20 protein-coding genes and 1 pseudogene are annotated in these 22,244 nt (G+C 36.2%); 7 read left to right on the forward strand and 14 right to left on the reverse strand.

Going from position 1 to position 22,244, the window contains the following annotated elements; translation table 11 throughout:
• The first annotated feature begins 26 nt into the window (after window positions 1–26).
• The 3 genes from FLS47_RS09765 to FLS47_RS09775 all read left to right on the forward strand — a co-directional run bounded on the left by FLS47_RS09765 (window position 27) and on the right by FLS47_RS09775 (window position 4,280).
• On the forward strand, window positions 27–1,484 hold the full coding sequence (locus FLS47_RS09765; protein WP_149914191.1) for an LptF/LptG family permease: 1,458 nt from the start codon (window positions 27–29) through the stop codon (window positions 1,482–1,484).
• A 77-nt stretch (window positions 1,485–1,561) separates the two neighbouring features.
• Complete coding sequence (locus FLS47_RS09770; protein WP_149914192.1) at window positions 1,562–2,776, forward strand: bifunctional 3,4-dihydroxy-2-butanone-4-phosphate synthase/GTP cyclohydrolase II; 1,215 nt, start codon at window positions 1,562–1,564, stop codon at window positions 2,774–2,776.
• A gap of 73 nt (window positions 2,777–2,849) precedes the next feature.
• Window positions 2,850–4,280 carry an NAD-dependent succinate-semialdehyde dehydrogenase gene (locus tag FLS47_RS09775; RefSeq protein WP_149914193.1) on the forward strand — a complete coding sequence of 477 codons (1,431 nt, stop codon included), beginning with the start codon at window positions 2,850–2,852 and terminating at the stop codon, window positions 4,278–4,280.
• Between the two features lie 67 nt (window positions 4,281–4,347).
• Here FLS47_RS09775 and hemJ read toward each other — a convergent pair whose 3' ends face one another.
• The 5 genes from hemJ to FLS47_RS09800 all read right to left on the reverse strand — a co-directional run bounded on the left by hemJ (window position 4,348) and on the right by FLS47_RS09800 (window position 8,150).
• Window positions 4,348–4,899, reverse strand: coding sequence for a protoporphyrinogen oxidase HemJ (hemJ, locus tag FLS47_RS09780; RefSeq protein ID WP_149914194.1), 552 nt, complete (start codon window positions 4,897–4,899; stop codon window positions 4,348–4,350).
• 103 nt (window positions 4,900–5,002) lie between these two features.
• Window positions 5,003–6,040 (reverse strand): uroporphyrinogen decarboxylase, encoded by a 1,038-nt coding sequence (gene hemE, locus FLS47_RS09785; protein ID WP_262713867.1) that lies wholly within the window; start codon window positions 6,038–6,040, stop codon window positions 5,003–5,005.
• A gap of 7 nt (window positions 6,041–6,047) precedes the next feature.
• Window positions 6,048–6,563, reverse strand: a complete 516-nt coding sequence (locus FLS47_RS09790) for a hypothetical protein (protein ID WP_149914196.1) — start codon at window positions 6,561–6,563, stop codon at window positions 6,048–6,050.
• An 8-nt stretch (window positions 6,564–6,571) separates the two neighbouring features.
• The gene (locus tag FLS47_RS09795) at window positions 6,572–7,285 is read right to left on the reverse strand and encodes a response regulator transcription factor (protein WP_149914197.1); all 714 of its coding nucleotides are present in this window, start codon (window positions 7,283–7,285) and stop codon (window positions 6,572–6,574) included.
• The gene (locus FLS47_RS09800) at window positions 7,275–8,150 is read right to left on the reverse strand and encodes a sensor histidine kinase (protein WP_149914198.1); all 876 of its coding nucleotides are present in this window, start codon (window positions 8,148–8,150) and stop codon (window positions 7,275–7,277) included. The genes FLS47_RS09795 and FLS47_RS09800 overlap by 11 nt, the downstream gene beginning before the upstream one ends.
• 119 nt (window positions 8,151–8,269) lie before the next feature.
• Here FLS47_RS09800 and FLS47_RS09805 point away from each other — a divergent pair, with 119 nt between their 5' ends.
• The 3 genes from FLS47_RS09805 to FLS47_RS09815 all read left to right on the forward strand — a co-directional run bounded on the left by FLS47_RS09805 (window position 8,270) and on the right by FLS47_RS09815 (window position 11,190).
• Entirely contained in the window at window positions 8,270–8,971 is a 702-nt protein-coding gene (locus FLS47_RS09805) for a YjjG family noncanonical pyrimidine nucleotidase (protein ID WP_149914199.1), read from the forward strand.
• A gap of 486 nt (window positions 8,972–9,457) precedes the next feature.
• Complete coding sequence (locus tag FLS47_RS09810) at window positions 9,458–9,847, forward strand: hypothetical protein (RefSeq protein ID WP_149914200.1); 390 nt, start codon at window positions 9,458–9,460, stop codon at window positions 9,845–9,847.
• 152 nt (window positions 9,848–9,999) lie between these two features.
• Window positions 10,000–11,190, forward strand: coding sequence for a fimbrillin family protein (locus FLS47_RS09815; protein ID WP_149914201.1), 1,191 nt, complete (start codon window positions 10,000–10,002; stop codon window positions 11,188–11,190).
• A gap of 64 nt (window positions 11,191–11,254) precedes the next feature.
• On the opposite strand, the gene FLS47_RS09820 is transcribed toward FLS47_RS09815, so the two are convergent.
• From FLS47_RS09820 to FLS47_RS09835, 4 genes are all read right to left on the reverse strand, one after another.
• Window positions 11,255–12,367, reverse strand: a complete 1,113-nt coding sequence (locus tag FLS47_RS09820; RefSeq protein WP_149914202.1) for an SGNH/GDSL hydrolase family protein — start codon at window positions 12,365–12,367, stop codon at window positions 11,255–11,257.
• A 2-nt stretch (window positions 12,368–12,369) separates the two neighbouring features.
• Window positions 12,370–13,185 (reverse strand): 3-keto-disaccharide hydrolase, encoded by an 816-nt coding sequence (locus tag FLS47_RS09825; RefSeq protein ID WP_149914203.1) that lies wholly within the window; start codon window positions 13,183–13,185, stop codon window positions 12,370–12,372.
• Between the two features lie 63 nt (window positions 13,186–13,248).
• A complete protein-coding gene (locus FLS47_RS09830; protein WP_149914204.1) occupies window positions 13,249–15,726 on the reverse strand; it encodes a TonB-dependent receptor domain-containing protein in 2,478 nt (825 codons plus the stop codon).
• Between the two features lie 86 nt (window positions 15,727–15,812).
• Window positions 15,813–16,094: an ATP-dependent Clp protease adaptor ClpS gene (locus FLS47_RS09835; RefSeq protein ID WP_149914205.1), complete on the reverse strand. Its 282-nt coding sequence runs from the start codon at window positions 16,092–16,094 to the stop codon at window positions 15,813–15,815.
• 83 nt (window positions 16,095–16,177) lie between these two features.
• On the opposite strand from FLS47_RS09835, the gene FLS47_RS09840 reads away from it, so the two are divergent.
• Window positions 16,178–17,224 carry a 3-oxoacyl-ACP synthase III family protein gene (locus FLS47_RS09840; protein WP_149914206.1) on the forward strand — a complete coding sequence of 349 codons (1,047 nt, stop codon included), beginning with the start codon at window positions 16,178–16,180 and terminating at the stop codon, window positions 17,222–17,224.
• A 14-nt stretch (window positions 17,225–17,238) separates the two neighbouring features.
• Here the strand turns inward: FLS47_RS09840 and FLS47_RS09845 are convergent, their stop codons facing one another.
• The 5 genes and pseudogenes from FLS47_RS09845 to FLS47_RS09865 all read right to left on the reverse strand — a co-directional run.
• Window positions 17,239–17,817 (reverse strand): hypothetical protein, encoded by a 579-nt coding sequence (locus tag FLS47_RS09845; RefSeq protein WP_149914207.1) that lies wholly within the window; start codon window positions 17,815–17,817, stop codon window positions 17,239–17,241.
• A 299-nt stretch (window positions 17,818–18,116) separates the two neighbouring features.
• On the reverse strand, window positions 18,117–19,313 hold the full coding sequence (locus FLS47_RS09850) for an MFS transporter (protein WP_149914208.1): 1,197 nt from the start codon (window positions 19,311–19,313) through the stop codon (window positions 18,117–18,119).
• A gap of 47 nt (window positions 19,314–19,360) precedes the next feature.
• Complete coding sequence (locus tag FLS47_RS09855; RefSeq protein ID WP_149914209.1) at window positions 19,361–20,545, reverse strand: class I SAM-dependent rRNA methyltransferase; 1,185 nt, start codon at window positions 20,543–20,545, stop codon at window positions 19,361–19,363.
• Between the two features lie 120 nt (window positions 20,546–20,665).
• Entirely contained in the window at window positions 20,666–21,793 is a 1,128-nt protein-coding gene (locus FLS47_RS09860) for a PKD domain-containing protein (RefSeq protein WP_149914210.1), read from the reverse strand.
• 17 nt (window positions 21,794–21,810) lie between these two features.
• Window positions 21,811–22,107 (reverse strand): annotated as a pseudogene (locus FLS47_RS09865) (cyanophycinase); the annotation flags it as partial.
• Window positions 22,108–22,244 lie beyond the last annotated feature (137 nt).

Below are 22,244 nucleotides of genomic sequence, written 5' to 3' on the forward strand. Positions count from 1 at the left end.
AATGTATTTGGATAAGGGTAGTTTACATGAAAAAGATACACGTCTTAATATTACAAGCATTCATTAGGCCATTCATAGTCACATTCTTTATTGTGATGTTTGTTCTACTGATGCTTTTTTTGTTTAAATACATCGATGACCTTATTGGTAAAGGCTTAGAATGGTATGTTATTCTCGAATTGATAGGCTACCAATGTGCAGTCCAGCTATCGATGGCCTTACCACTTTCCATGCTTCTTTCTTCCATCATGACTTTCGGTAATTTGGGAGAAAGTTATGAGTTGGTTGCGATCAAGGCAGCTGGAGTTTCTCTTCGCAAAGCAATGACACCATTATTCGTATTAGTAGCGATCTTCGCGGGATCCTCTTTTGCGTTTTCAGATTATACCCTACCAGTAGTAAATTTAAAAATGGGTTCTTTGCTTTGGGATGTAACCAAGAAAAAAGCTGATTTTTTAATTAAACCAGGGATTTTCAATAATTCTATTCCAAATTATTCAATACGTGCTAAAGATAAATCCAAAGACGGCACCGAATTATATGACTTAACAATCTACAATAGTAATAGTGGATCAACAGGAAGTAATGTATTGATGGCCGACACGGGTTATATGTACAACTCTCGTGATCAAAAATACCTAATATTAAAATTGATCAACGGTGTTCAATACCAAGATTCCAGAAAGCAGAATGCCTCCAATTACGACCCAAGACAACAATTCACGCGCTTCTATTTTAGAGAAACAGAAACAAAATTTGACATGTCTGCTTTTGACATGCAACGTACCGACGAAAATCTATTCAAAGGTCATCATCAAATGATGAATTTGCGCCAATTGACACTTAAGTCTGATACTACCCAGCAACAGATTGACAGTATCGCACTGGCTAACGCCACAGAGTTGAAAGCCCACATACAATTTACGTCTCCTTATCATAATACAGGTGTAGTACAACGCGCAAAAATTAAAGATACGACAGACATTATTAGCTATATTCCAAAAGAAAGCAGACGTAGTGTAGTGAGTAGTGCTATGAGTAATTTGCAATATTTTCGCGATGCTACGTTTATTCGAGGAAGTATGTACAAAGAATTGGTAGACAAAGACATTAAATACGATGTAGAATGGCACCGTAAGTTTACATTAGCGGTTTCCTGTCTTCTCCTCTTTGCTATTGGCGCACCACTTGGCGCTATCGTTAGAAAGGGTGGTTTGGGAGCACCTGTAGTGATGTCAATTATATTTTTCTTGATTTATCACATCATTTCTACCGTTGCTGAGAAATCCGCAAAAGACGGTGCGTTAACACCTTTTTGGGGCATGTGGATGGCAATTATAGTGTTGGCTCCACTAGCAGCATTTTTGACCTATAAATCGACGACAGACTCTACATTATTTGATGCTGCGCAATATAAACTCAAGGCTGAACGTGCTTGGGAATGGGTCAAAAACAAATTTGGAGGAAGAAAACTGAATGCATAAGTCTAATTTGACTTTGTCCTTATACTAAATTCATAAAATCTTATTTACTTAGCGTAATATAACTATATATCATATCGATGGATATAAAATTGAACACCATAGAAGAAGCTATTGAAGATATTAAAGCAGGGAAAGTAATCATTGTGGTGGATGATGAAGACCGTGAGAATGAAGGTGATTTCGTAACTGCAGCACGCAATGCTACGCCTGAAGTTATCAATTTTATGGCTACGCACGGAAGAGGGTTGGTATGTGCTCCGCTAACGAGAGAGCGCTGTGAAGAATTAAATCTTCATCCGATGGTCGGTCAAAATACGGCAGTCTATGAAACGAATTTTACCGTTTCTGTTGATTTGCAAGGTTACGGATGTACTACAGGTATTTCTGCTTCAGATAGATCAAAAACTATTAAAGCTTTAATTGACCCAAACATTGATCCTGCGGAGTTAGGTCGTCCGGGGCACATTTTCCCATTGATTGCGATGGATGGAGGTGTATTGAGACGTACAGGACATACTGAGGCTTCGGTGGATTTAGCTCGTTTGGCGGGATTCGAACCAGCAGGCGTTTTGGTTGAAATATTAAAAGACGATGGCGAGATGGCGAGACTTCCCGATTTAATGGAAGTAGCTAAGCGTTTTGATCTTAAGATTATAAGTATAGAAGATTTAATCGAATACCGTCTAAAACACGACACCTTAATCCAAGAAGAAGTAGCCGTGCATATGCCTACTGAATATGGTGATTTCAAGATGAAAGCATTCACGCAAAAAAATTCAGGCGAGCAACATTTAGCTATTTTCAAAGGCGAATGGAAAGAAGATGAGCCTGTTTTAGTACGTGTTCACAGCTCTTGTGTGACAGGTGATATATTTGGTTCATGCCGTTGTGATTGTGGACCACAATTGCACAAAGCAATGGAAATGATCGAAAAAGAAGGCAAAGGTGTAATAGTGTACATGAATCAAGAAGGTCGTGGCATTGGCTTAATCAACAAACTGCATGCTTACAAATTGCAAGAAAATGGCGTTGATACGATTGATGCTAATATTCAATTAGGTTTCAAAGCAGATCTTCGTGATTATGGTGTTGGTGCACAGATTTTACGTTATATGGGCGTTACTAAAATGCGCTTAATGTCTAATAACCCAACAAAACGCGCTGGATTAGTTGGTTATGGATTGGAAATAGTGGATAATGTTGCTATAGAAATTCAACCTAATCCGTATAACGAAGAATACTTAAAAACAAAAAGAGATCGAATGGGTCACACCATTCTGAAAAACTTATAATAACTAAAAAGAGGATGACATCCTCTTTTTTAGTTTACCAAAACTTTCTATTTCATCAGAACGTTTCATAAATATGAAAAATCCACTTTTTATTGAGAAGGCATACATAAACGGAGAGTTTATCTCGAATGATAACACGTTTGAAATTATTAATCCATCAACAAATAAAAGTATTGGATCACTTCCAAACTTAACTGTTGCGGATTGTAAAAATGCGATAGATGCTGCACAAGAAGCTTGGCTAATTTGGAAAAACACATCCGCTGGCGAGCGTTGTGCAATAGTGCATAAGATTTATGAACTCACCCTTCAATATAAAAATGAACTAGCGGAGATCATGACTTTTGAATCTGGAAAACCCTTTACAGAATCTCTTGGAGAGGTGGATTACGGAAATGCATTTGTGGAATGGTTTGCCGAAGAAGGCAAACGTTCCTATGGTGAAACAATTCCTTCTTTAAATGGCAAAACTAGGATTTCTACTATCAAACAAGGTGTTGGTGTAGTAGCGGCAATCACGCCTTGGAATTTTCCATTGGCTATGATTTCACGTAAGCTAGCCCCTGCCCTAGTTGCAGGCTGTACCGTAATACTGAAACCAGCTTCTCAAACTCCTTTTACGGCTATTGCATTAGCCAAAATTTTTGAACTCGCAGGATTACCCAAAGGTGTATTTTCAGTCATTACGTCTAAAGACAGCAAAGGAATTGGGAAAGAGCTAGCCACGAATCCGCTAATTCGTAAACTTACATTTACGGGATCGACTGAAGTTGGTAGTACTTTGATGCAACAAGCTGCTGGAACGATCAAACGTATTTCGTTTGAATTGGGTGGCAATGCCCCATTTATTGTATTTGATGACGCTGATATCGACGAAGCTGTGAAAGGAGCAATAGCAGGAAAATTCCGCAATGCGGGACAAACTTGTGTATCCATTAATAGGTTCTATGTACAAGAATCAGTTTATGATATATTTTCAAAGAAACTGACTGAGGCAGTAGAACATCTTAAAGTTGCTGATGGATTTGAAGAAGGAAGCCAAGTTGGTCCACTAATCAATTCGTCTGCTGTAGACAAAGTCAATGAACACGTACAAGACGCTGTAAAAAAGGGCGCTAAAGTCCAAACCGGTGGTAAAAAGTTAGAAGGAAATTTCTATGCGCCTACAGTTCTAACGGAAATAACTGACGATTCGTTAATTCAGTCTGAGGAAACTTTTGGTCCTGTCTGCGCACTATTTAAATTTAAAACTGAAGAAGAAGCTATCCAAAAAGCTAACGATACACCATTTGGATTGGCTGCATATTTTTATAGTGAAAATGTAAGAAGATGCCAGCGCGTTTCTGAAGCATTAGAAGCTGGGATGATCGGCATTAATACAGGTTTAATATCGAATGCTGCAGCTCCATTTGGAGGCGTCAAACAATCTGGAATAGGCCGTGAAGGTTCGAAATATGGGTTGGACGAATATATGGAACTAAAATATTTATGCTATGGCGTTTAAGTGTTAATCAAACTTTTAATTCATGCGCTTGCAGAATTTGGAAGTGCATGAATTATTCAAAAAGTTTTTAATCAACTTTCTCACCCTTTGACTTTCTATATTTCTTATAAACTTTAATGAGAATCATTAGGAGAATCGCTAATCCGAATAATCCAACTACACCAAAAACCCAATTTAATGTAGATTTAAGTATTACTAAGAAAACAATAGCGAATAATATTAGTGTTGATACTTCATTCCACATACGCAATTGCGCAGAAGTCCAAGTTGACTTTTCATCACGCAGCCGATACATGATTTGTTGAGACTTGAAATGATAAATTATCAACCCCACAACAAAGGCCAATTTTAGTTGCATCCAACCCATCGAGAGTAATGCTGGGTTCATATGTAACATAACCAATGCGGATGCAATAGTTATATACATCGCTGGAGTTGTTATGACCCACCACAATCTATTTTCCATTATTGAGAATTGCTTGTGCAATATCGAATATACCTCTTGTCCTTTATCTTTTGCTTCTGTGTGATAAATAAACAAACGAGGCATATAAAATAATCCTGCCATCCAACAAACCACAAAAATAATATGAACCGCTTTAGCGTATAAATAGATCATGATTCAAAATTAATAGTCAAAATTAAAAAATAACGGTGAATACTATTAAAATAATAAGGAGCAAAGTTGTCTTTGCTCCTCATCTATGTATTGATAATACAGATTAATACCTAAATTCCTTAATAGTATCAATCGCAAATTTTACGTGATCAAATTTCATGTCTGGAGAAATACCGTGGCCAAGATTACAAATAAATCCTTTTTCGCCACGCATTCTTTCGAATAGCTGATGAATCTTAGCTTTGATAACGGGCTTATCCGCATACATGATAAACGGATCTAAGTTACCTTGAACAGCAATACCTTCTGGCAATGATTTTTTCATGTTCAACAGATCAGCATTCCAATCTACAGAAATAACATCAGGCTTCGTTTCAACCATCAAAGGCGCAAATACCGACGCTCCTTTAGCAAAAGAAATTACCGGTACTGTACGTTTCAAGTTGTCGATGATGTATTTGTTGTATTTGTGTGAAAATTCGCTGTAATCATTCCATGATAATGCAGATGCCCAACTATCAAATAATTGAACTGCATTCACTCCTGCATCAATTTGCATATTTAAATACGCAATTGTCAAATCAGCAATTTTTTGTAAAATGTGGTGTGCTAATTCAGGTTCATTGTTCAACATCAACTTCGTCAATTTGAAATCTCTCGTCGACCCCCCTTCAACCAAATAACTCAAAATAGTAAACGGTGCTCCCGAGAAACCAATCAAAGGAATCGAACCATTCAAACGTTGTTGAATAACTTTGATCGCATCCGCTACATATTGCAATTTGTCTACACTTTCAGCTCCTGCCAATTTTTGCGCATCAGCCAGTGAACGTACAGGATTTGAAAAACGAGGCCCTACACCTTGTTCAAAAGAAAGATCACCTCCCATTGCCTCAGCTGTCACCAAGATATCTGAAAACAAAATAGCTGCGTCGATTCCTAACAAATCAACAGGCAACATGGTTACATCAGCTGCTATTTCGGGAGTTTTACACATTTCTAAGAACGTGTATTTATTTTTAATATCCCAATATTCTGGCATAAAACGCCCCGCTTGACGCATAAACCATACTGGAGGTCTTTCCGTTAGCTGCGACGATGCAGCCCTCATAAACAAATCGTTTTGTAAAATCGTACTCACTATGCTTTTATTTATATTTTTCTATTTCGTTTTTAATTTTTTGGACAATGTCCTTTTGTCTTTGCGTCAAATTCAGTTTATCAGCTACCGACAAATAAGTTTCTGTTCGTTCGTATTCCTTTTTGCGCAAATTTATATTCGCCAGATTGATCAAGACCATTGCTTTTTCATAATCTTTACGCCAAGGCAATCGTGAAGCAAGCTGAAAATGATACTCCGCTTCCTCGATCTTTTCTTCTTTGAGTGCGATATTACCCATCATAAATTCGTAGAAATTTCTTCTACCCTTACGAAGATGATCCGGATTTTTAATTTCTTCCAAAAGCGTTTTGGTCTTCTCGTAATCTTGCTTATGGAAAGCTTGTGTAGCCAAAAAAACTGTGCCATCACGGTATTGGCTCCAGACCATATAACCAATCAACCCTAAAATATACACACAAGCGTAATAGTAGCCCGAAACAAGGCAATAAGCTAGTGTGATTACAGCCAATGCTATAATAATTAAACGAATTTTAGTATTCATTGATCGAACTATTGAGCTTCTCCGTTATCCGTGAATTTATAACCTACGCCGCGAATGGAGTGGAAATAAATAGGATGTTTTTGATCTGGTTCAAAATATTTACGAAATGTCAAGATGAAATTATCAATTGTTCTTGTTGATGGATATACGTCATAATTCCAAACTGTCTCCAAAATTTGTTCACGTGAAACCGCTTCATTACGACGCTCAATCAATAATTTCAACAACATTGTCTCTTTCTTAGTCAATGAAGTAATCGAACCATCTGCATGATGCAATTCGAACGAATTGAAATAAATTGTTTTGTCACCTATTGTATAGGAATTCAATTCTTTCAAATCCTCAGGCTTTAATCCGCGACGAATCAAGTTACCGACACGAAGGATCAATTCCTCCAAATTAAACGGTTTCACCAAATAATCATCAGCTCCTTTTTTAAGCCCTGTGATACGGTCCTCACTGCTGTTTTTAGCTGTCAAGAACATAATTGGGACTTCTGTATTTTGCAAACGAATTGTTTCAGCGACTTGGAAACCATCGATTTCTGGAATCATTACATCCAAAATAATCAAGTTAAAACGCTCTTCTTTGAAGATTTTAAGCGCTTTCTTTCCGTCTGTAGCCGTGGTTACGCGGTAACCTTCCAATTCCAGATTAAGTTTAATAGCTTCCAACAAATGTTCTTCGTCTTCGACTAATAGTATTCTTTGTTTAGCTTGCATAGTTTTCAAATATTACTTCAAAAATACTACCGGAAGGCGTATTGTCCTTCACTTTAATGGTAGCATTATGTTTTTGTAAAACGGTTTTTACTATATATAACCCTAAACCAGTTCCTTTGGTTTTGCGGGTTGATTCATTTCCAACACGGTAGAATTTATTAAAAATAAGCTTTTTTTCCTCATCTGCAATACCTTGCCCATGGTCTGCGACAGTGAGTACGAGATCATTGCCCTTTTTATTCAATTTTACATCCACTGTAGCACATGGCGGCGAATATTTAATGGCATTCTCCACCAAATTGTTGACTACATTAGTTATTGCAAACTTATCTGCATTCAAGGTGATGTTTGGCTCAATCTCTGTATGAATCATTTCTGTCTTACAAGAATTCTTCTGTAATCTCTCAGACACATCTTCAACTAACATAGAAAAATCAAAATTCTCTTTTGGGAGATTAAAGCTGCGATTCTCTAATTTGGTAGCCAACAATACATTTTCCACCAAATAATCCAAACGTTCGATATCTTTCAAAGAATTAGACAAAAAGCTTTTTTGTTGCTCTCTATCCAAATCTCTCTTCAGAATAGTCTGCAAATACAACTTAACAGATGCCAAAGGCGATTTAAGCTCGTGCGTGACTGAAAGTAAAAAGTTATTTTGTTGTTGTGAGTAATTGCGTTCTTTTTCTAAATGTCTTTTTAGTCGAATGATCCCCAAAATAAAGATCAAAATAAAAATCATTCCCTCACCAATCACCATTCCTTTGCGATCTGGAACATACTTGATAAACATGTAGCCCCATGCAAAAAGTTGGCAGATGGCATAAAACGCTAATACATAAAACCAAAATAGAGCTCTTCTCATATCCTTTATTTCAACAAAAATACTTAAATCACACAGCAATAGAAAATACGTCAGGTTTTATGACAATAAGAAGAAAAACTGCATTAAATGACATCTCAATACATTTTATATCTTTGTATATGTTTCAGTACAAAAAAGATATTTTCTTCGATTTAGATCATACGATTTGGGATTTTGACCGTAATGCACAAGAGACTTTGCATGAATTGTACTACGTATACAAATTTGACACTCTATTCAATAGACCTAATTCGGATGAATTTATTGAAACATACACCATCAACAACCACCGTGTTTGGGAACTTTATCATCACGGTAAAATAGACAAGCCTACACTTCGAAAATTACGTTTTGCAGATACATTCACGCAATTAGGCGTTGATCCTGCATTATTTCCTGTAGGTTTTGAGGAAGAATATTTAAAAATTTGTCCTACAAAGACGAATCTATTCCCACATGCAATAGAAACTTTAGAGTACTTGCAAAATAGATATAATCTACATCTAATTTCCAATGGCTTTAAAGAAGCATGTGAGGCCAAATTGACACATAGCGATCTACGCAAATACTTTAAAACTATTGTTATTTCAGAAGTTTTTGGGGTTAATAAACCCGACCCGCGTATATTTGACTACGCCGTAAATAATGGAGAAGCCTCCAAAGAAAATTCAATAATGATCGGTGACAATATCGATGCAGATGTTCGCGGCGCCCTCAATGCCGGACTTGATGCGATATATTTCAATGTAATAGGAACAGATAAACCCCAAGATATACCACATATGATCGTTGACTTGAAAGAGTTACAAGATATTTTTTGATTTCTTTTCTTTCTATGTTGATTCAAAAATCACTAGTATACCGTGTATTTATTAAGAGTATTTCTAAAAACTAACCTAAAAAGGTGATTTAGTAAAATAACCAAGAATAAACCATAGACATAATTTACATTTGTCCTAAATAACCATAGATATAAATGATAAGTTATATTAAACCCAATATTGAATTGGTAATGATATACGAGGATAATAAAGTATTGTTTTCATCAAGCGCGATTGTGTTTAGTAACTCGCCACAGTATTCCCATGCTATATTGATTCATGGTAGCCCAAAGACCATGGAATAAGCTCTTATGATAAATAATTTTTTTTAATCACAAGATATTATTTAGGGTCTGCTGAAAAACTCAATGATTTTTTTCAGCAGACCCTAAATACTACCAAAAAGGTGGTAACGGTGATAAACATGTTGAATATACTGTAAATCTTACAAACCCGACTTTCGGAGCTCAATTAGATATATTCTATTTGGATAATTCCTTCCAACTGTATGTAAATGATTCACCAGTCTTCTCCAAAGAAATAAATTTTGAAGATTACCTCAAGACGGATGTTGAGTTTAGTGATGGTACTTGGTATGGAAAACCCGAATCAGGAATTACGCAAATTTACTGGCTAAACGACAAAGAAAGAAAAGAAGTGCCGGTTATTAAGTTAGTAATTGATGAAGAAGGCAGAATACTTCTTTATGGACCTAAAAGTTTAACTGATGAACTTCGACTTTTAAAATTAAGAAGTGGAGTCACTTATAGTCCCGTAAAATTTGACCCAAAAGGAACAAATAAGCTTCGCTTCAATTCCACTATTTGGAACATAAAAGATATATGGGGAAGAATATATGGAATACAGGCTAAATAACTAATAGTTAACAAAAGATTTTAAAGGCATATATTAATTTATATGCCTTTTTCTGTTTAAAATAATGTTTTCAACCATTAATATTAAATAAATAAGACGTATTACACCAATTCTACAAAAACAATTAATAAATAAACAAAGCTACTGGTGCATTGGTCACTTCGAAAAGCTACATTCGCGGTCAAGAAAGTCTGACAGGCCCCTTATTAGTTTTTGGTGGAAAAGAATACACGATTGTTGCCTACTCTATAGACTCCCAAACACAGTATCCTGCTGAAATTGAAAATGCATCTAATATTAACACTGCAGCGATTACTAATCAGCAAGTCTCTTTTATGTATCAAAAGCAAGATGTCACAGTAGCTCATAATAGTAATACAACGATTAAAATAAAATTCAGACATCAATTTGCTCAGATTACTACCATTATAAAATTGGACAATAGCACATCTGGCTACACACAAATCAGAGGTGTTGTAGGTGCATCATATTTTAAACCAAGTTATTCAAAAACGAAATTTAAAGTTAGTAATAGTACAATTACTGCCGCAGCAACAAATGAGAACTTATTAGGGTCCCCTGTTGTTTTTCCCTTTATACCTTTCAGTGATTTAACTGTAAAAAGCACTACCTCAATAAATCCGACAATATTAAATACCCCATCAACCATCACCGAGGGTGAATTTACAATTGAAGCTTTAACTAGCGGAGATGTATCAAGACGTGTGGATATTGAGAATTTAAACCTTACACCAGGTGTTAAATACAATTTAGTACTCACGTTTAATGTACCTGAAACAACATTGATTGGCGCCAATCCACATTTCCATTTCGTTGATACAGTAACAACAAATGTCCCATTTACTCATAAGGTAGAATTTGAAAACCCTACTTTTGGAGCACAAATCGATATTTGGTATTTAGATAACTCGTTTAATTTAAATATTAATGGACAAAATTTATTAAGTAGAGAACTTAACTTTGAAGGATTCCCATTGCATGATGTATATTTTAGTGATTTGACATATTATGGAAGTGCGGATATTCCTAGCAGCAGACCAGGAATACCTGTAATTTATCATATTAACCACGGCTCCGCAACTAGTCCCCGTCAAGAAATTCCTGTAGTTAGATTAACATTTGATCAAAATGGTAATATAAGATTATTTGGCAGAAAACGTATGTCTGAGAATTTGAGAGAACTGTTTATAAGACCTGATGTACCGATTAACCCATTAGCTAGATTAATACCTAATGGCAAAAATACTTTAATATTCACTTCTACGCGTTGGACAATTACTGATGTGGAAGGTAGAGTGTATGGTATTAGAGTTCAAGAATAATAGAAAACTGATAATTAGGTTTTAATCTTTTCAAAAAAAGATTAAAACCTAATTATTTTACGCATCATTTCAATAAAGTTCGCAAAACTTCATAATACGCGTGGGATATTTTCATCATGCCAATATCATTAGGATGTGCGTAATCGACAGTTGATTCAATGTCCAAGCCGAAATCTTTAGCAGAAATGAAATATAGTTTTTTTATTCCTGCTTTCTTCAACTTTTGATACGTGGCATTTGTGACTTTTGAAGAACGACCATATTCCTCCATTGTATGTCTATTCTGGAATCCTGGAGTCTCAGCCGAACTGTGTTCAGCTAAAATAATTGGGGTATTTGGATGTTTAATCCTTAACGTCTTGACAGCATTAGTTATCAATGAGTCTAACTGTGCTTCTGAACGAGATTTAGTGATTGCTAAATTCGGGATACAATCCAGTATAAAAGCATCTGCTTCTTCGGCATTTATCAAATCGAGTAACGGTTGCTCCAAACGACCATTACCTGAAAAACCAAGGTTTATAATCTCATTAGGGAATGATCTCCCTAAAATGTTTGTCCATGCTAAACCTGGACGCGTAGCACATGCACCATGTGCTATTGAAGTTCCATAAACAACAATAGGTTTACTATGTGTTTTTACAAACTTAAATTCCTTATTCTCAGCGACTCCAATTTCAAGCCATTCTACAGTATTATAAAGCGGTAAGTATAATCTATAGACATGATTTTTATTGACCCCAATATTATTGAAATTATACGTCAGTGTATCCTTAAACTGATACTGACCAAAAGCCCATTCCCATCTTTTATTTGATTTATCAAATGAGTACAGGTCAACACCACTTACTCCAGTGGAGGGCATGTGCGGCATATTTAACCCATGCTTGACTTTATAGCGGACTTGTATGCTATCAGCTTCCGTTTGAAACTCTACATATAACCCCGCAGAATTTGTCCCTAAATGCCATACAGCTTCGCGCACTGAACTCTGTATTGCATGCGGCAACCTGCCATAATCAGATGCAGAATTCAAAACCTCTAAGCGTCCTTGCACTGCATTATCAGTTAAAGGATTGAAATATTTTTTACTTTGAGCTATAGCTACAGACAGCCCCACTAAACAAAAGAGAGAGCACAACAAGCTCTCTCTTAATAGAATGTTTTTTAAAATCATTTTTATAATACTTTCACAGTTATATTACGATACCACACATCATCACCATGATCTTGAAAACCTATCAAACCTGATTTTGAAGCTCCTCCTACATTATTTAATAGTTCAAAAGCTACAGGCCATTTTTCTTGACTGAATTTACTTACTTGTAATAAGTCCGTCCATTCTTTTGTACGGATAGTATATTCCACGACTTTCACCCCATTTTGGAAATGCTGCACGGTATTTCCTTTTACTAAGATTTTAGAAGTATTCCACTCTCCTACTGCCTTCGCATTTTGTGGCTTAGCAGGAATCATATCGTACAAAGATGCTGATTTTCGGTTACCATCCACCCCCATTTTGGCATCTGGATGTTTTTCATTGTCCAAAATTTGATATTCTGGACTTGAAATATAGATTGGTTGACCTTTGATTTCTTTTGCTAAAAAGAACACGCCTGAGTTTCCTGCTTCAGAGATTTTCCATTCAAAAGACAATTCGAAGTTTTTGAAGTCATAGCCAAAAACTATGTCCCCACCCTCAGCCTTATCAACTTTCGGGTTTTTAGAAAATTTCAATGCACCGTCTTCAATACTCCATTTATTTGGCACATGTTCTTTGTTGTATCCGCGCCAGCCAGTCAAGGAACTACCGTCAAAAATAATGTAGGCACCATTTTTATCTTTCTTTAGTGATTTGACATCTACTCTAGGAAGTCTCAATTCTTCAACGTTTGGTTTTGCAGTCATCGCTTCTGTCGCTTTTTTATTCTGTGCACAAGATGTAGATATCAGAATTGTAAGAACAAATGCAGATTGGATTAATCGTTTTATCATAGTTTAAAATTTATAATATGATTAAAAATAGTAAAAATATTAATATCGTCGTAAATAAAAGTCTTAATAGCCACCTTCCATATCATCCATTGGTCTATCGTCATTACGTTTTGATTTTGTCAAATCTTGTAGACCGAAACGGTAGGAGAAAGTCAAGTTAAAAGTTCTTCTAGACCAGCGGTGATAGAAATCAGAATAACGTGTCGGCAAATTAGTGTCACCACCAAATCTACGCTTATCAAACACATCACGAACATTGAATAATAACGAACCTTTCCCTTTCAAAATATCTTGACGTAATGCCAAATCCACGCCATGCATAGACTTCATTCTACCTTGTAGTGTTTTCATCGGTGCACGGTAATCACCTTTCACTTGTAATGATGTCGTGGAAGTAAATTTCACATTCGTAGTCAAATTAGCATCCCATGCAATATTTTCTACTTTATTGATATTATAACTTTCTACAGGATTCACTCGTTGGTAATAAATGTTCGCATTCGCTGTAGCATCCCACCAATTGAAAATATTGACCTTAGAAATTAATTCTAAACCTGCATTATCACGTGAGCCCACATTTTCCCAACGCATAAAAGTAGCATTCTCTTTACCCTCTAAATAAATTGCGGCAATAGGATCGTTAGTATCGTACTGAAGTGGTTGTGTCATATCATTAACACGACGGTAATATGCTGTTGTAATGAAATTCCATTTGTCATAAAATTTCGCAAAACTCATTTCCATAGCATGAATATCTTCAGGCATCAAATTCGGATTTCCTTGACGGATATTTAATGGATCGGATAAACTCACAAAAGGATTTACTTGCCATCCACGCGGACGTTGCACACGCCTAGAATATGATAACTGCACTTTATCGCCTTCTCCATTAACATCGTAAGTCAAGAATACACTTGGATACAGACGGAAATAATCCAAATTACCTTTATCGCTATAATTTCCCGTTGCAATTCTGTCGGGATCTACACTTTTATTTTCTGTATTTAAATAAGCGTCCTCAGCACGAAGTCCAACTTGCAAACCAATTCTCTCACCAAGCATGCGTTGGTAATTCGCATATAAAGCATGGACTCCACTCTTCATCTCAAATTCATTGGACACTGTATAATCTGGAATCCACAATTCATTCGCTAACGTATCAGAATATTGAAAATCATTGGAATTACGTAAAGTAGTACGGTATCCAGCTTCAAACTTGTGGTTCTCACCCAAAGGCAATAAATAGTCTAATTGGAAATTCCAGTTTTGACCTTTTTCTCCAGTCTCATTAAAACGCTTACTAACAAAACTTGGATTCGTCTGTTCGTAATCGTTCGTACCGTCTTCCTTATCGTTACCGTATGTTACATTTGCAGTCAACTCTTCGCCTTCTCTTTTTAGCTCACGCTTAAAATCAAAAGATAAATCGTAACCCAAATCTTTTTCAAATTGGCGCGAGGTACGTGGTGTAATTACTGGTGTTTGTTGTCCGCGGTACGATTTATAAAATAGGTCCTCTCCTCGATCGTTGTCACGAATACTTAGATTACCACCCAAACTCAATGTCGTCTTATTATTCGCATAATAATCCATTCCCAATCGCAACGAATTGTTAATTCCCTTACGGAAAGATTCGTTCTCCGTTTCAGTTACTAAACTGTTGGGATCTTGAACGCCATTGATAAGACCTATTGTTTTTGTAAAACCTTCTCCAAGGTTGCGACCATGCCTGAAATTGTAACTACCGAAATAATTAAATTTTTTGTCTCTATAATTTAAGGTAAGTCCCGCGTTATAGTTGTCGTAATTTCCAGCCGAAGCAGTTACGTTACCATTTAAACCAGTGTGAATATTTTTCTTTAAAACAATGTTAATAATGCCAGATTGTCCTTCAGCATCGTATTTCGCAGAAGGATTTGTAATAATTTCAACTTTAGATACTGCATCCGCTGGCAGTGATTGCAAAAGTTTATTTACGTCAGAACCCGCCATAGCTGACTCTTTACCATCAATTAAAATTTTCACACTTGATGAACCTCGTAGACTTACGGCACCATCCGCATCAACTTGCAATGTAGGCACATTTCCAAGTAAATCTTGTGCCGTTCCACCTACAGAAACAAGACTTTGCGAAACGTCAAACACCTTCTTATCAATGCCCAATTGCAAATCCGCTACGCGACCTTGTACCACAACTTCTTCAAGTTGTTTGCCTGCTTCAATTAATTCAATTGTGCCGAGATCTAAAGTTTTATTTGAAGTGATTTGAATATTGTCAGCATCGTGGTTGATCATGCCTACATAAGTAACTTGTAGACTATATGTTCCTGCTGGTATTGCATCTATAACTGCTACACCTGAGTTGTCTGTTTGACGTCCTTTAATTGGTGCTTTTGATGTGGGAGTAACAATTGTTACAGATGCCCCTAAGATAGGTTGTTTATTTTCTTGTTGTATTATCTTTACTTTGAGGTTTCCCTGTTGAGCTATCGCGTAAAATGGTAGTAACAGCAATATTAGATAGATTCTTTTCAGATACATGATTGTTTATGAATGTGTATTTGTGCAAAAATGTAGATTATTCGCACAAAATCCATATACGTAACTGCAATATTACCAATGTGTAATCAATCTACCGAAACAGTAAGCCCTTCAGCTTTTAAAATTTTACGGTAAATTTCCATTTCGGTATACGAGCCTTCTAGTATCGCACATTTGCCATCGTTATGTACGGTCCATGCAATTCTTTCAGCTTCTCCTTCGGTGTATTGCAGATGATGCATCAAGCAGTAAATGACATGATCAAATGTATTCGTATCATCATTCCAAAGGATCAGACGGTGGCTTTCTTTGACAGAAGCCAAAATTTCTTCTAGGGTATAGGTTTCTTGCGTGGTCTCAACACTCATACTACAAAAGTAGCTTATTTTTCAAAAAAAACTGTAATTTTAAATTGCTTTTGCGATAACTAATTATAAAAATTAAAGTCACTATGTTTCAGTCGAAAATTGCTGGTATAGGTTACTATGTACCCAAAAATATATATACAAATAACGATTTAACCCGATTCATGGATACAACTGACGAATGGATCCAAGAACGTACTGGAATCAAAGAAAGAAGATACGCGGATCGAATGGGTGAAACCACGACTACAATGGCTATTGAAGCTTCCAAAATTGCTATTGAACGTGCTGGCGTGACTGCTCAAGATATTGATTTTATCGTATTTGCTACATTATCTCCAGACTACTATTTCCCGGGATGTGCCGTTTTATTACAACGCGAAATGGGCATGGGTGAAATAGGTGCGCTAGATATCCGTAATCAATGTTCGGGTTTTGTATACGCACTATCCATTGCAGATCAATTTGTAAAAACAGGTATGTACAAAAATGTATTGGTAGTCGGATCTGAAAAACATTCATTTGCATTGGACTTTTCTACACGAGGCCGTGCTGTTTCCGTAATTTTTGGGGATGGTGCAGGTGCTGTAGTCGTTCAGCCAACAACAGAGCCTAATAAAGGAATATTAAGTACGCATCTTCATTCTGATGGAGCGGACGCGGAGAAATTAGCCATGTATTACCCAGGGGCATCGAGCGGAATTTGGCTAGAAGAACAGCCCGAATGGCCGGATCAAGAATTGGGTGGATTATTAATGACACCCAAAATGTTGGAAGATGGCACAGCTTTTCCTGTAATGGATGGTCAAGCTGTATTCAAAAAAGCAGTAGCTAAATTTCCTGAAGTCATTGGTAAGGCATTAGCCAAGAATAATTTAACTCCTGCAGATATCGATTTGTTAATACCGCATCAAGCCAATTTGCGTATTTCACAATTTGTACAAAAAATATTAGGCTTATCCGATGATAAAGTATTCAACAATATCCAAAAGTATGGAAATACAACTGCAGCCTCTGTCCCTATCGCATTATGTGAAGCCTGGGAAGCAGGCAAAATTAAAGATGGAGATATTGTCTGTTTAGCTGCTTTCGGCGCAGGATTTACTTGGGGTTCCGCCTTGATTAGATGGTAAAAGATAGAGGCTATTTAATTAGAAGCCTCTATCTTTTTATAATATAAATAACATACATTTTCCGAGGTGGGATAACGAACGGTTCCTGTTTCTGTCTTAAAATTATATTCAGAATAATCAGGTTCAAATTTTACACCTCTAACACCTACGTACAATATTCCATTTGTATCTCGATAGAGGTAACTAATTTGTTTGAGAAATGGAAACTCAAGCTCATATTCCAATACAGCATTATTCATTATTAATAAATCAGGTTTAGCTTGTGAAGGGTATTTAGGGTGTTGAAACTCCTGATCGCTCCTATATTCTACTGATTTGTCATCGCTAAGGTTTACTTTAGATGTTACCACCATTAATTTATCATAAACTTCATAGTTATATTTGTGCTCATGTCCCCATGTTACACCATTATCTTGAGAAAAAAAGAAAGGTGAAGAGCTGAATTGTAACCCCTTATCAACTGAGAATGTGGATAAAGCACATAATTCATTATTTATTCTTGTAATGCCTGATATACCCCTTTTAGTTTCAGCTACTATATTCCAAGTTTTACCTTTATCTGTCGTAATAAGGATATCGAACAATCTAGCCACTATTAATGTATCATCAATATTTCCATAAATAGCAGTAATACTAGCGTTTTAATTGGGAATTTTTATTTCAACCCAATCGTCCACTTTCGTAATGGTACTTTTTATAATATTACCATCGATTCCTATGTTTTCATCAAAAGATTGATCTTTATCACAAGAAAAGAGGGCAAATACAATCAGGAACAAGAAACAATTAGTAAGAGATAATTTCATCGCAAAGTGTTTTATTAAAAATAACTAAAAATACTTTACACAAAAGAAAGTTTAACATTTTTTAATCGAACAACCTATTTCCAATCTTATTCTTCTACATAATTTATTCGCTGCAAATTCGGCAACAACGCCGCAACCACACCGATCAAAGGCAAATACGAACATATATGGTAAATATATTCAATTGAAGTTTTATCCGCAAAATAGCCCAATAAAGCAGAACCTATTCCTGCCATACCAAAAGCAAAACCGTAAAAAAGTCCCGAAACCATTCCTAATTTCTTTGGCAACAATTCTTGTGCATACACTATAATTGCTGGAAAAGCAGAAGATAGAATTATTCCAATAATTACGATAAAAACCGCGGTCATGGTCAAATCAACATAAGGTAAAGCCAATGTAAAGGGTGCAGCTCCCAATACCGAAAACCAAATCACATATTTGCGTCCAAAACGGTCACCAAAAATACCTCCCAGCATAGTTCCAACAGCAATAGCTAATAAGAAATAGAACAAATAAACCTGTGCTGGTATATCTGTTATGCCAAATTTCTCCATCGTGTAGAATTGCAGGAAATTTGTTATGCTTGATACATAAAAGTATTTGGACATAATCAGTAACAGTAAAACAAGTACGGATATAATGACTTTTCCTTTTGAGATATCTGGAATTTTAATCGGCTTAATTTCTTTTTTGGCTTGATTAATTAAACGCTTTTTGTACCAATTGCCAATATAATAAGCAACAAATTGACCAATAATTGGAATTGCAATTAACCACATTAAAGCCCATTGCCCTCTAGGCAATACAATATAAGCTACGGCGATAGGCGCTAAAGCCATACCTGCATTTCCCCCAATTTGAAAAATTGATTGCGCTAAACTTCGTTGTCCCGATGACGCAAGATAGGCTATCCGGGATGATTCGGGATGAAAAATAGATGAAGCAACGCCAACCAAGAAAACAGAAAATAATAAAAGCGGATAACTATCTGCATTAGCAAACATCAACATACCCACAATCAAAATACTCATGGACACTATCTGCGAATAAGGATGCGAATGCTTATCCGTATACGCGCCTACAAGCGGCTGAAAAATAGAAGCTGACATCTGATACACAAAGGTAATCAGACCAATCTGCCCATAGTCCAAATTGTGAACTTCCTTTAGCAGCGGATAAACCGCGGGTAATACACCTTGGATTAAATCATTGAGTAAGTGCGCAAAGCTAACGGCAACTAAAATGGAATAAATTGGCTTTGATGTAGATGTCTGTAGCATAAATAATTTAACATTAAAAAGGCTTTCTGTGAAGAAAGCCAAAATCTTTATAAAACGCGAACGAGTAAACCTTTCAGGTATTCTCCTTCGGAGAAAGACGCTCGTACAGGATGATCTTCTGGTTGCGAAAATTGACGAATAAATTGTATTTCTTTACCAGCATCTAACGCAGCCCAAGCTATAACTTGTTTGAATGTTTCAATATCCATAGCACCTGAACAAGAGAATGTCGCCAATAGTCCTCCAGACTCTAACAACATTAAACCTCTTCGGTTCAAATCTTTGTACGCACGTGACGCCTTTTCTAATGTAGAACGAGAAGGCGCATATTTTGGTGGATCCAACACAATCACATCAAACTTCTCCCCTTGCTCACCCAACGTACGCAAGTACTTATTCACATCAGATTGTACTGCGGTATATTTTGTAGAGTCAAAACCATTGTGAATAATGTTATTCTTTAATGTCTCAATCGCCAAAGCCGAACTATCCACCGCAACGACTTCGCGCACATCTTCGCGTAATGCATTCAAGGTAAATCCACCTGAGTAACAAAAACAGTCCAACATACGTTTTCCTTTGGCATACTGCGCAGTCAAGTAGCGGTTTTCACGTTGATCACAATAGAAGCCTGATTTTTGCCCATCAATGATATTCACTTTGTAATGAATTCCATTTTCTACCATATCAACAAATTCTGGTGGTGTTTCACCCCACAATAAACCGTTTGTATCAGCAAGACCTTCATGTTCGCGAGATTTCAAATCACTGCGTTCATATATTCCTTTTGGCGAGAGCAACTTCACCAACTCATCAACAACGATGTTTTTTACATTCTCAACACCCGCAGCATGTACTTGGATTGAAATAAAATCAGCGTATTTATCTGCTATCAATCCCGGCAAAAAATCTGCTTCCGCAAAAATCAAACGCACAGAATCGTTATTTTCTGTCAATAAATGTCTTCTATTTTGTACGGCCTTTTGTACGCGTACTCTCCACCAATTTTCGTCGATTTTATTCGCTGGATTCCATTCTAATAAACGAACAGCCACACGAGAAGTATTGTTGTATACCCCATAAGCGATAAATTCATCGTCACAATTGTATACTGAAACGATATCGCCGTTTTGGATTTTACCTTCTTTTTTGTTGATAGCGCCTGAAAACACCCAAGGGTGCAACTGCCAAGCGGCTTTATCTTTGCCTTTATTAAGGATAATTTTATTCATCGATGCAAAAATACAGAATACAAAAGGATTACCAATTCACTTCCAATATTATTATTGCAAAACTTTATAAACTAAAAGAGACAATCAATTGATTGTCTCTTTATTTTCATTAGCTAAATTCTAATGTTTAATAAACATTCCTCGAGGATTACTAAGTCCTGAGCGAACAGTTTCAGGTTCTGTACCATCCAAATTCGCTCTTTTGATATTGCCCAAATTTGTCTCTGACCAATAAATTTTATTTTCATCATGATCAACTGCCATCCCAGATCCGCCTCGATTGCCAGAAAAGGAAGCAATTTTCACGGGATTAGTACCATCCAAATTAGCGCGCATTAATCCCGCATTATTACGATCATCATAATAGATTTTTTCATTCACATCATCAATGTACAAACCATATCCGTACGCTCCTTCAATTAACTGCTCGACGCCTGTACCATTAGGTTTTGCTACATACATATATTCGTCATTTACTTCGTAAAAATAAATTAGGTTAGTTTTTGTACTGAATCCAATAGCCCGCATAGCACCACCTGAGATATTTACAAATTGCTTTTCAAAGCCAGTTCCATCTAGATTAGCTCTTGAAACATTTGCACCATCTGCAATATACATTTTACCTTCTGCATGATTGATTGCTACCCCATACGGAGATCCTAAACCAGTTAATACCTCTTCAATGTTAGTTCCATCAAGATTCATACGCAAAATCTTACCGTTGTTGGTATTTTCAAAATCACAAAAATATATCTTATTATTTATAGGATCATAAGTCATTCCATGACCACCTTTTCCTGACATATTAGCAACGGTCTCAACATTAGAACCAGGAATTAAGGATAGTTTTCTGATAAGATCAGAATTATATTCTATGAAATATAACTCATTATCCGTTTCTATTACTGCATTAGGATCAACGACAGCAATATCTTGTGAATAATTACCTGTTCCTCCATCTCCAATAGCCTTAAGCTTTACCGTATACATACCTGGTACTGTATAAATTTTGGACGGATTTGCTTCAGATGAAGTAGTACCGTCACCAAAATCCCACAGATAGGTTGTCGCATCTTCAGACTCATTCTTAAATGCAATAGCTTCATTTATATTTAGTTCAACGTTCGATACTGTGAAGTAACTTTTCACTGCTCTAGGCAGGTCATCGAAATTATATTTTTCACCGGAACACGAACCTATCAACATTATGTTGATAATACATCCAGCTAGTAGTAAAAACCTTTTCATAGTTATATGTTAAATAATTAGTTTTTTAATTTAAATTCTTGTCCGTGGACGTAAATCGATAAGTTTGCTTGCTGAAAAGAGACTTTTCCATTAGTCGTAATTTTTTTGTTTTTAGGATTGTTCACCACGAGTACCTGGCTATCACCACTGATGCGAGCCTTATTTTTAGAAACCACCAAAGCTGTACCCTCATCAATCCCAACAACTGTTTTATCAGAATGATCATATAACACACTTAGCAATCTATTATATCGACTACGCATTATAAAATGCTGATCAATAATTACATTTTTCAAAAATCCCATTCCAGAGGAAACCTCTACATAGTCAAGCCTTAAAAAGCTATTTTGATCCGATTATCCAATTTAACCTGCAACAATAGAGTTGGATAAACAGGTTTTGAATAAAGACAAAAAATGATGATTTCCATTTATTCATCATCCGCTTGAAG

Source organism: Sphingobacterium cavernae, assembly GCF_008520265.1.
In the GTDB taxonomy this organism is placed as follows: domain Bacteria; phylum Bacteroidota; class Bacteroidia; order Sphingobacteriales; family Sphingobacteriaceae; genus Sphingobacterium; species Sphingobacterium cavernae.

Coding starts and splice junctions, on each gene's coding strand:
- FLS47_RS09765 (WP_149914191.1), top strand. CDS start 27: ATGAAAAAGATACACGTCTTAATATTACAAGCATTCATTAGGCCATTC.
- FLS47_RS09770 (WP_149914192.1), top strand. CDS start 1,562: ATGGATATAAAATTGAACACCATAGAAGAAGCTATTGAAGATATTAAA.
- FLS47_RS09860 (WP_149914210.1), bottom strand. CDS start 21,793: ATGAAAAGGTTTTTACTACTAGCTGGATGTATTATCAACATAATGTTG.
- FLS47_RS09795 (WP_149914197.1), bottom strand. CDS start 7,285: ATGCAAGCTAAACAAAGAATACTATTAGTCGAAGACGAAGAACATTTG.
- FLS47_RS09805 (WP_149914199.1), top strand. CDS start 8,270: ATGTTTCAGTACAAAAAAGATATTTTCTTCGATTTAGATCATACGATT.
- FLS47_RS09775 (WP_149914193.1), top strand. CDS start 2,850: ATGAAAAATCCACTTTTTATTGAGAAGGCATACATAAACGGAGAGTTT.
- FLS47_RS09835 (WP_149914205.1), bottom strand. CDS start 16,094: ATGAGTGTTGAGACCACGCAAGAAACCTATACCCTAGAAGAAATTTTG.
- FLS47_RS09855 (WP_149914209.1), bottom strand. CDS start 20,545: ATGAATAAAATTATCCTTAATAAAGGCAAAGATAAAGCCGCTTGGCAG.
- FLS47_RS09790 (WP_149914196.1), bottom strand. CDS start 6,563: ATGAATACTAAAATTCGTTTAATTATTATAGCATTGGCTGTAATCACA.
- FLS47_RS09830 (WP_149914204.1), bottom strand. CDS start 15,726: ATGTATCTGAAAAGAATCTATCTAATATTGCTGTTACTACCATTTTAC.
- FLS47_RS09825 (WP_149914203.1), bottom strand. CDS start 13,185: ATGATAAAACGATTAATCCAATCTGCATTTGTTCTTACAATTCTGATA.
- FLS47_RS09800 (WP_149914198.1), bottom strand. CDS start 8,150: ATGAGAAGAGCTCTATTTTGGTTTTATGTATTAGCGTTTTATGCCATC.
- hemJ (WP_149914194.1), bottom strand. CDS start 4,899: ATGATCTATTTATACGCTAAAGCGGTTCATATTATTTTTGTGGTTTGT.
- FLS47_RS09820 (WP_149914202.1), bottom strand. CDS start 12,367: ATGATTTTAAAAAACATTCTATTAAGAGAGAGCTTGTTGTGCTCTCTC.
- FLS47_RS09850 (WP_149914208.1), bottom strand. CDS start 19,313: ATGCTACAGACATCTACATCAAAGCCAATTTATTCCATTTTAGTTGCC.
- FLS47_RS09840 (WP_149914206.1), top strand. CDS start 16,178: ATGTTTCAGTCGAAAATTGCTGGTATAGGTTACTATGTACCCAAAAAT.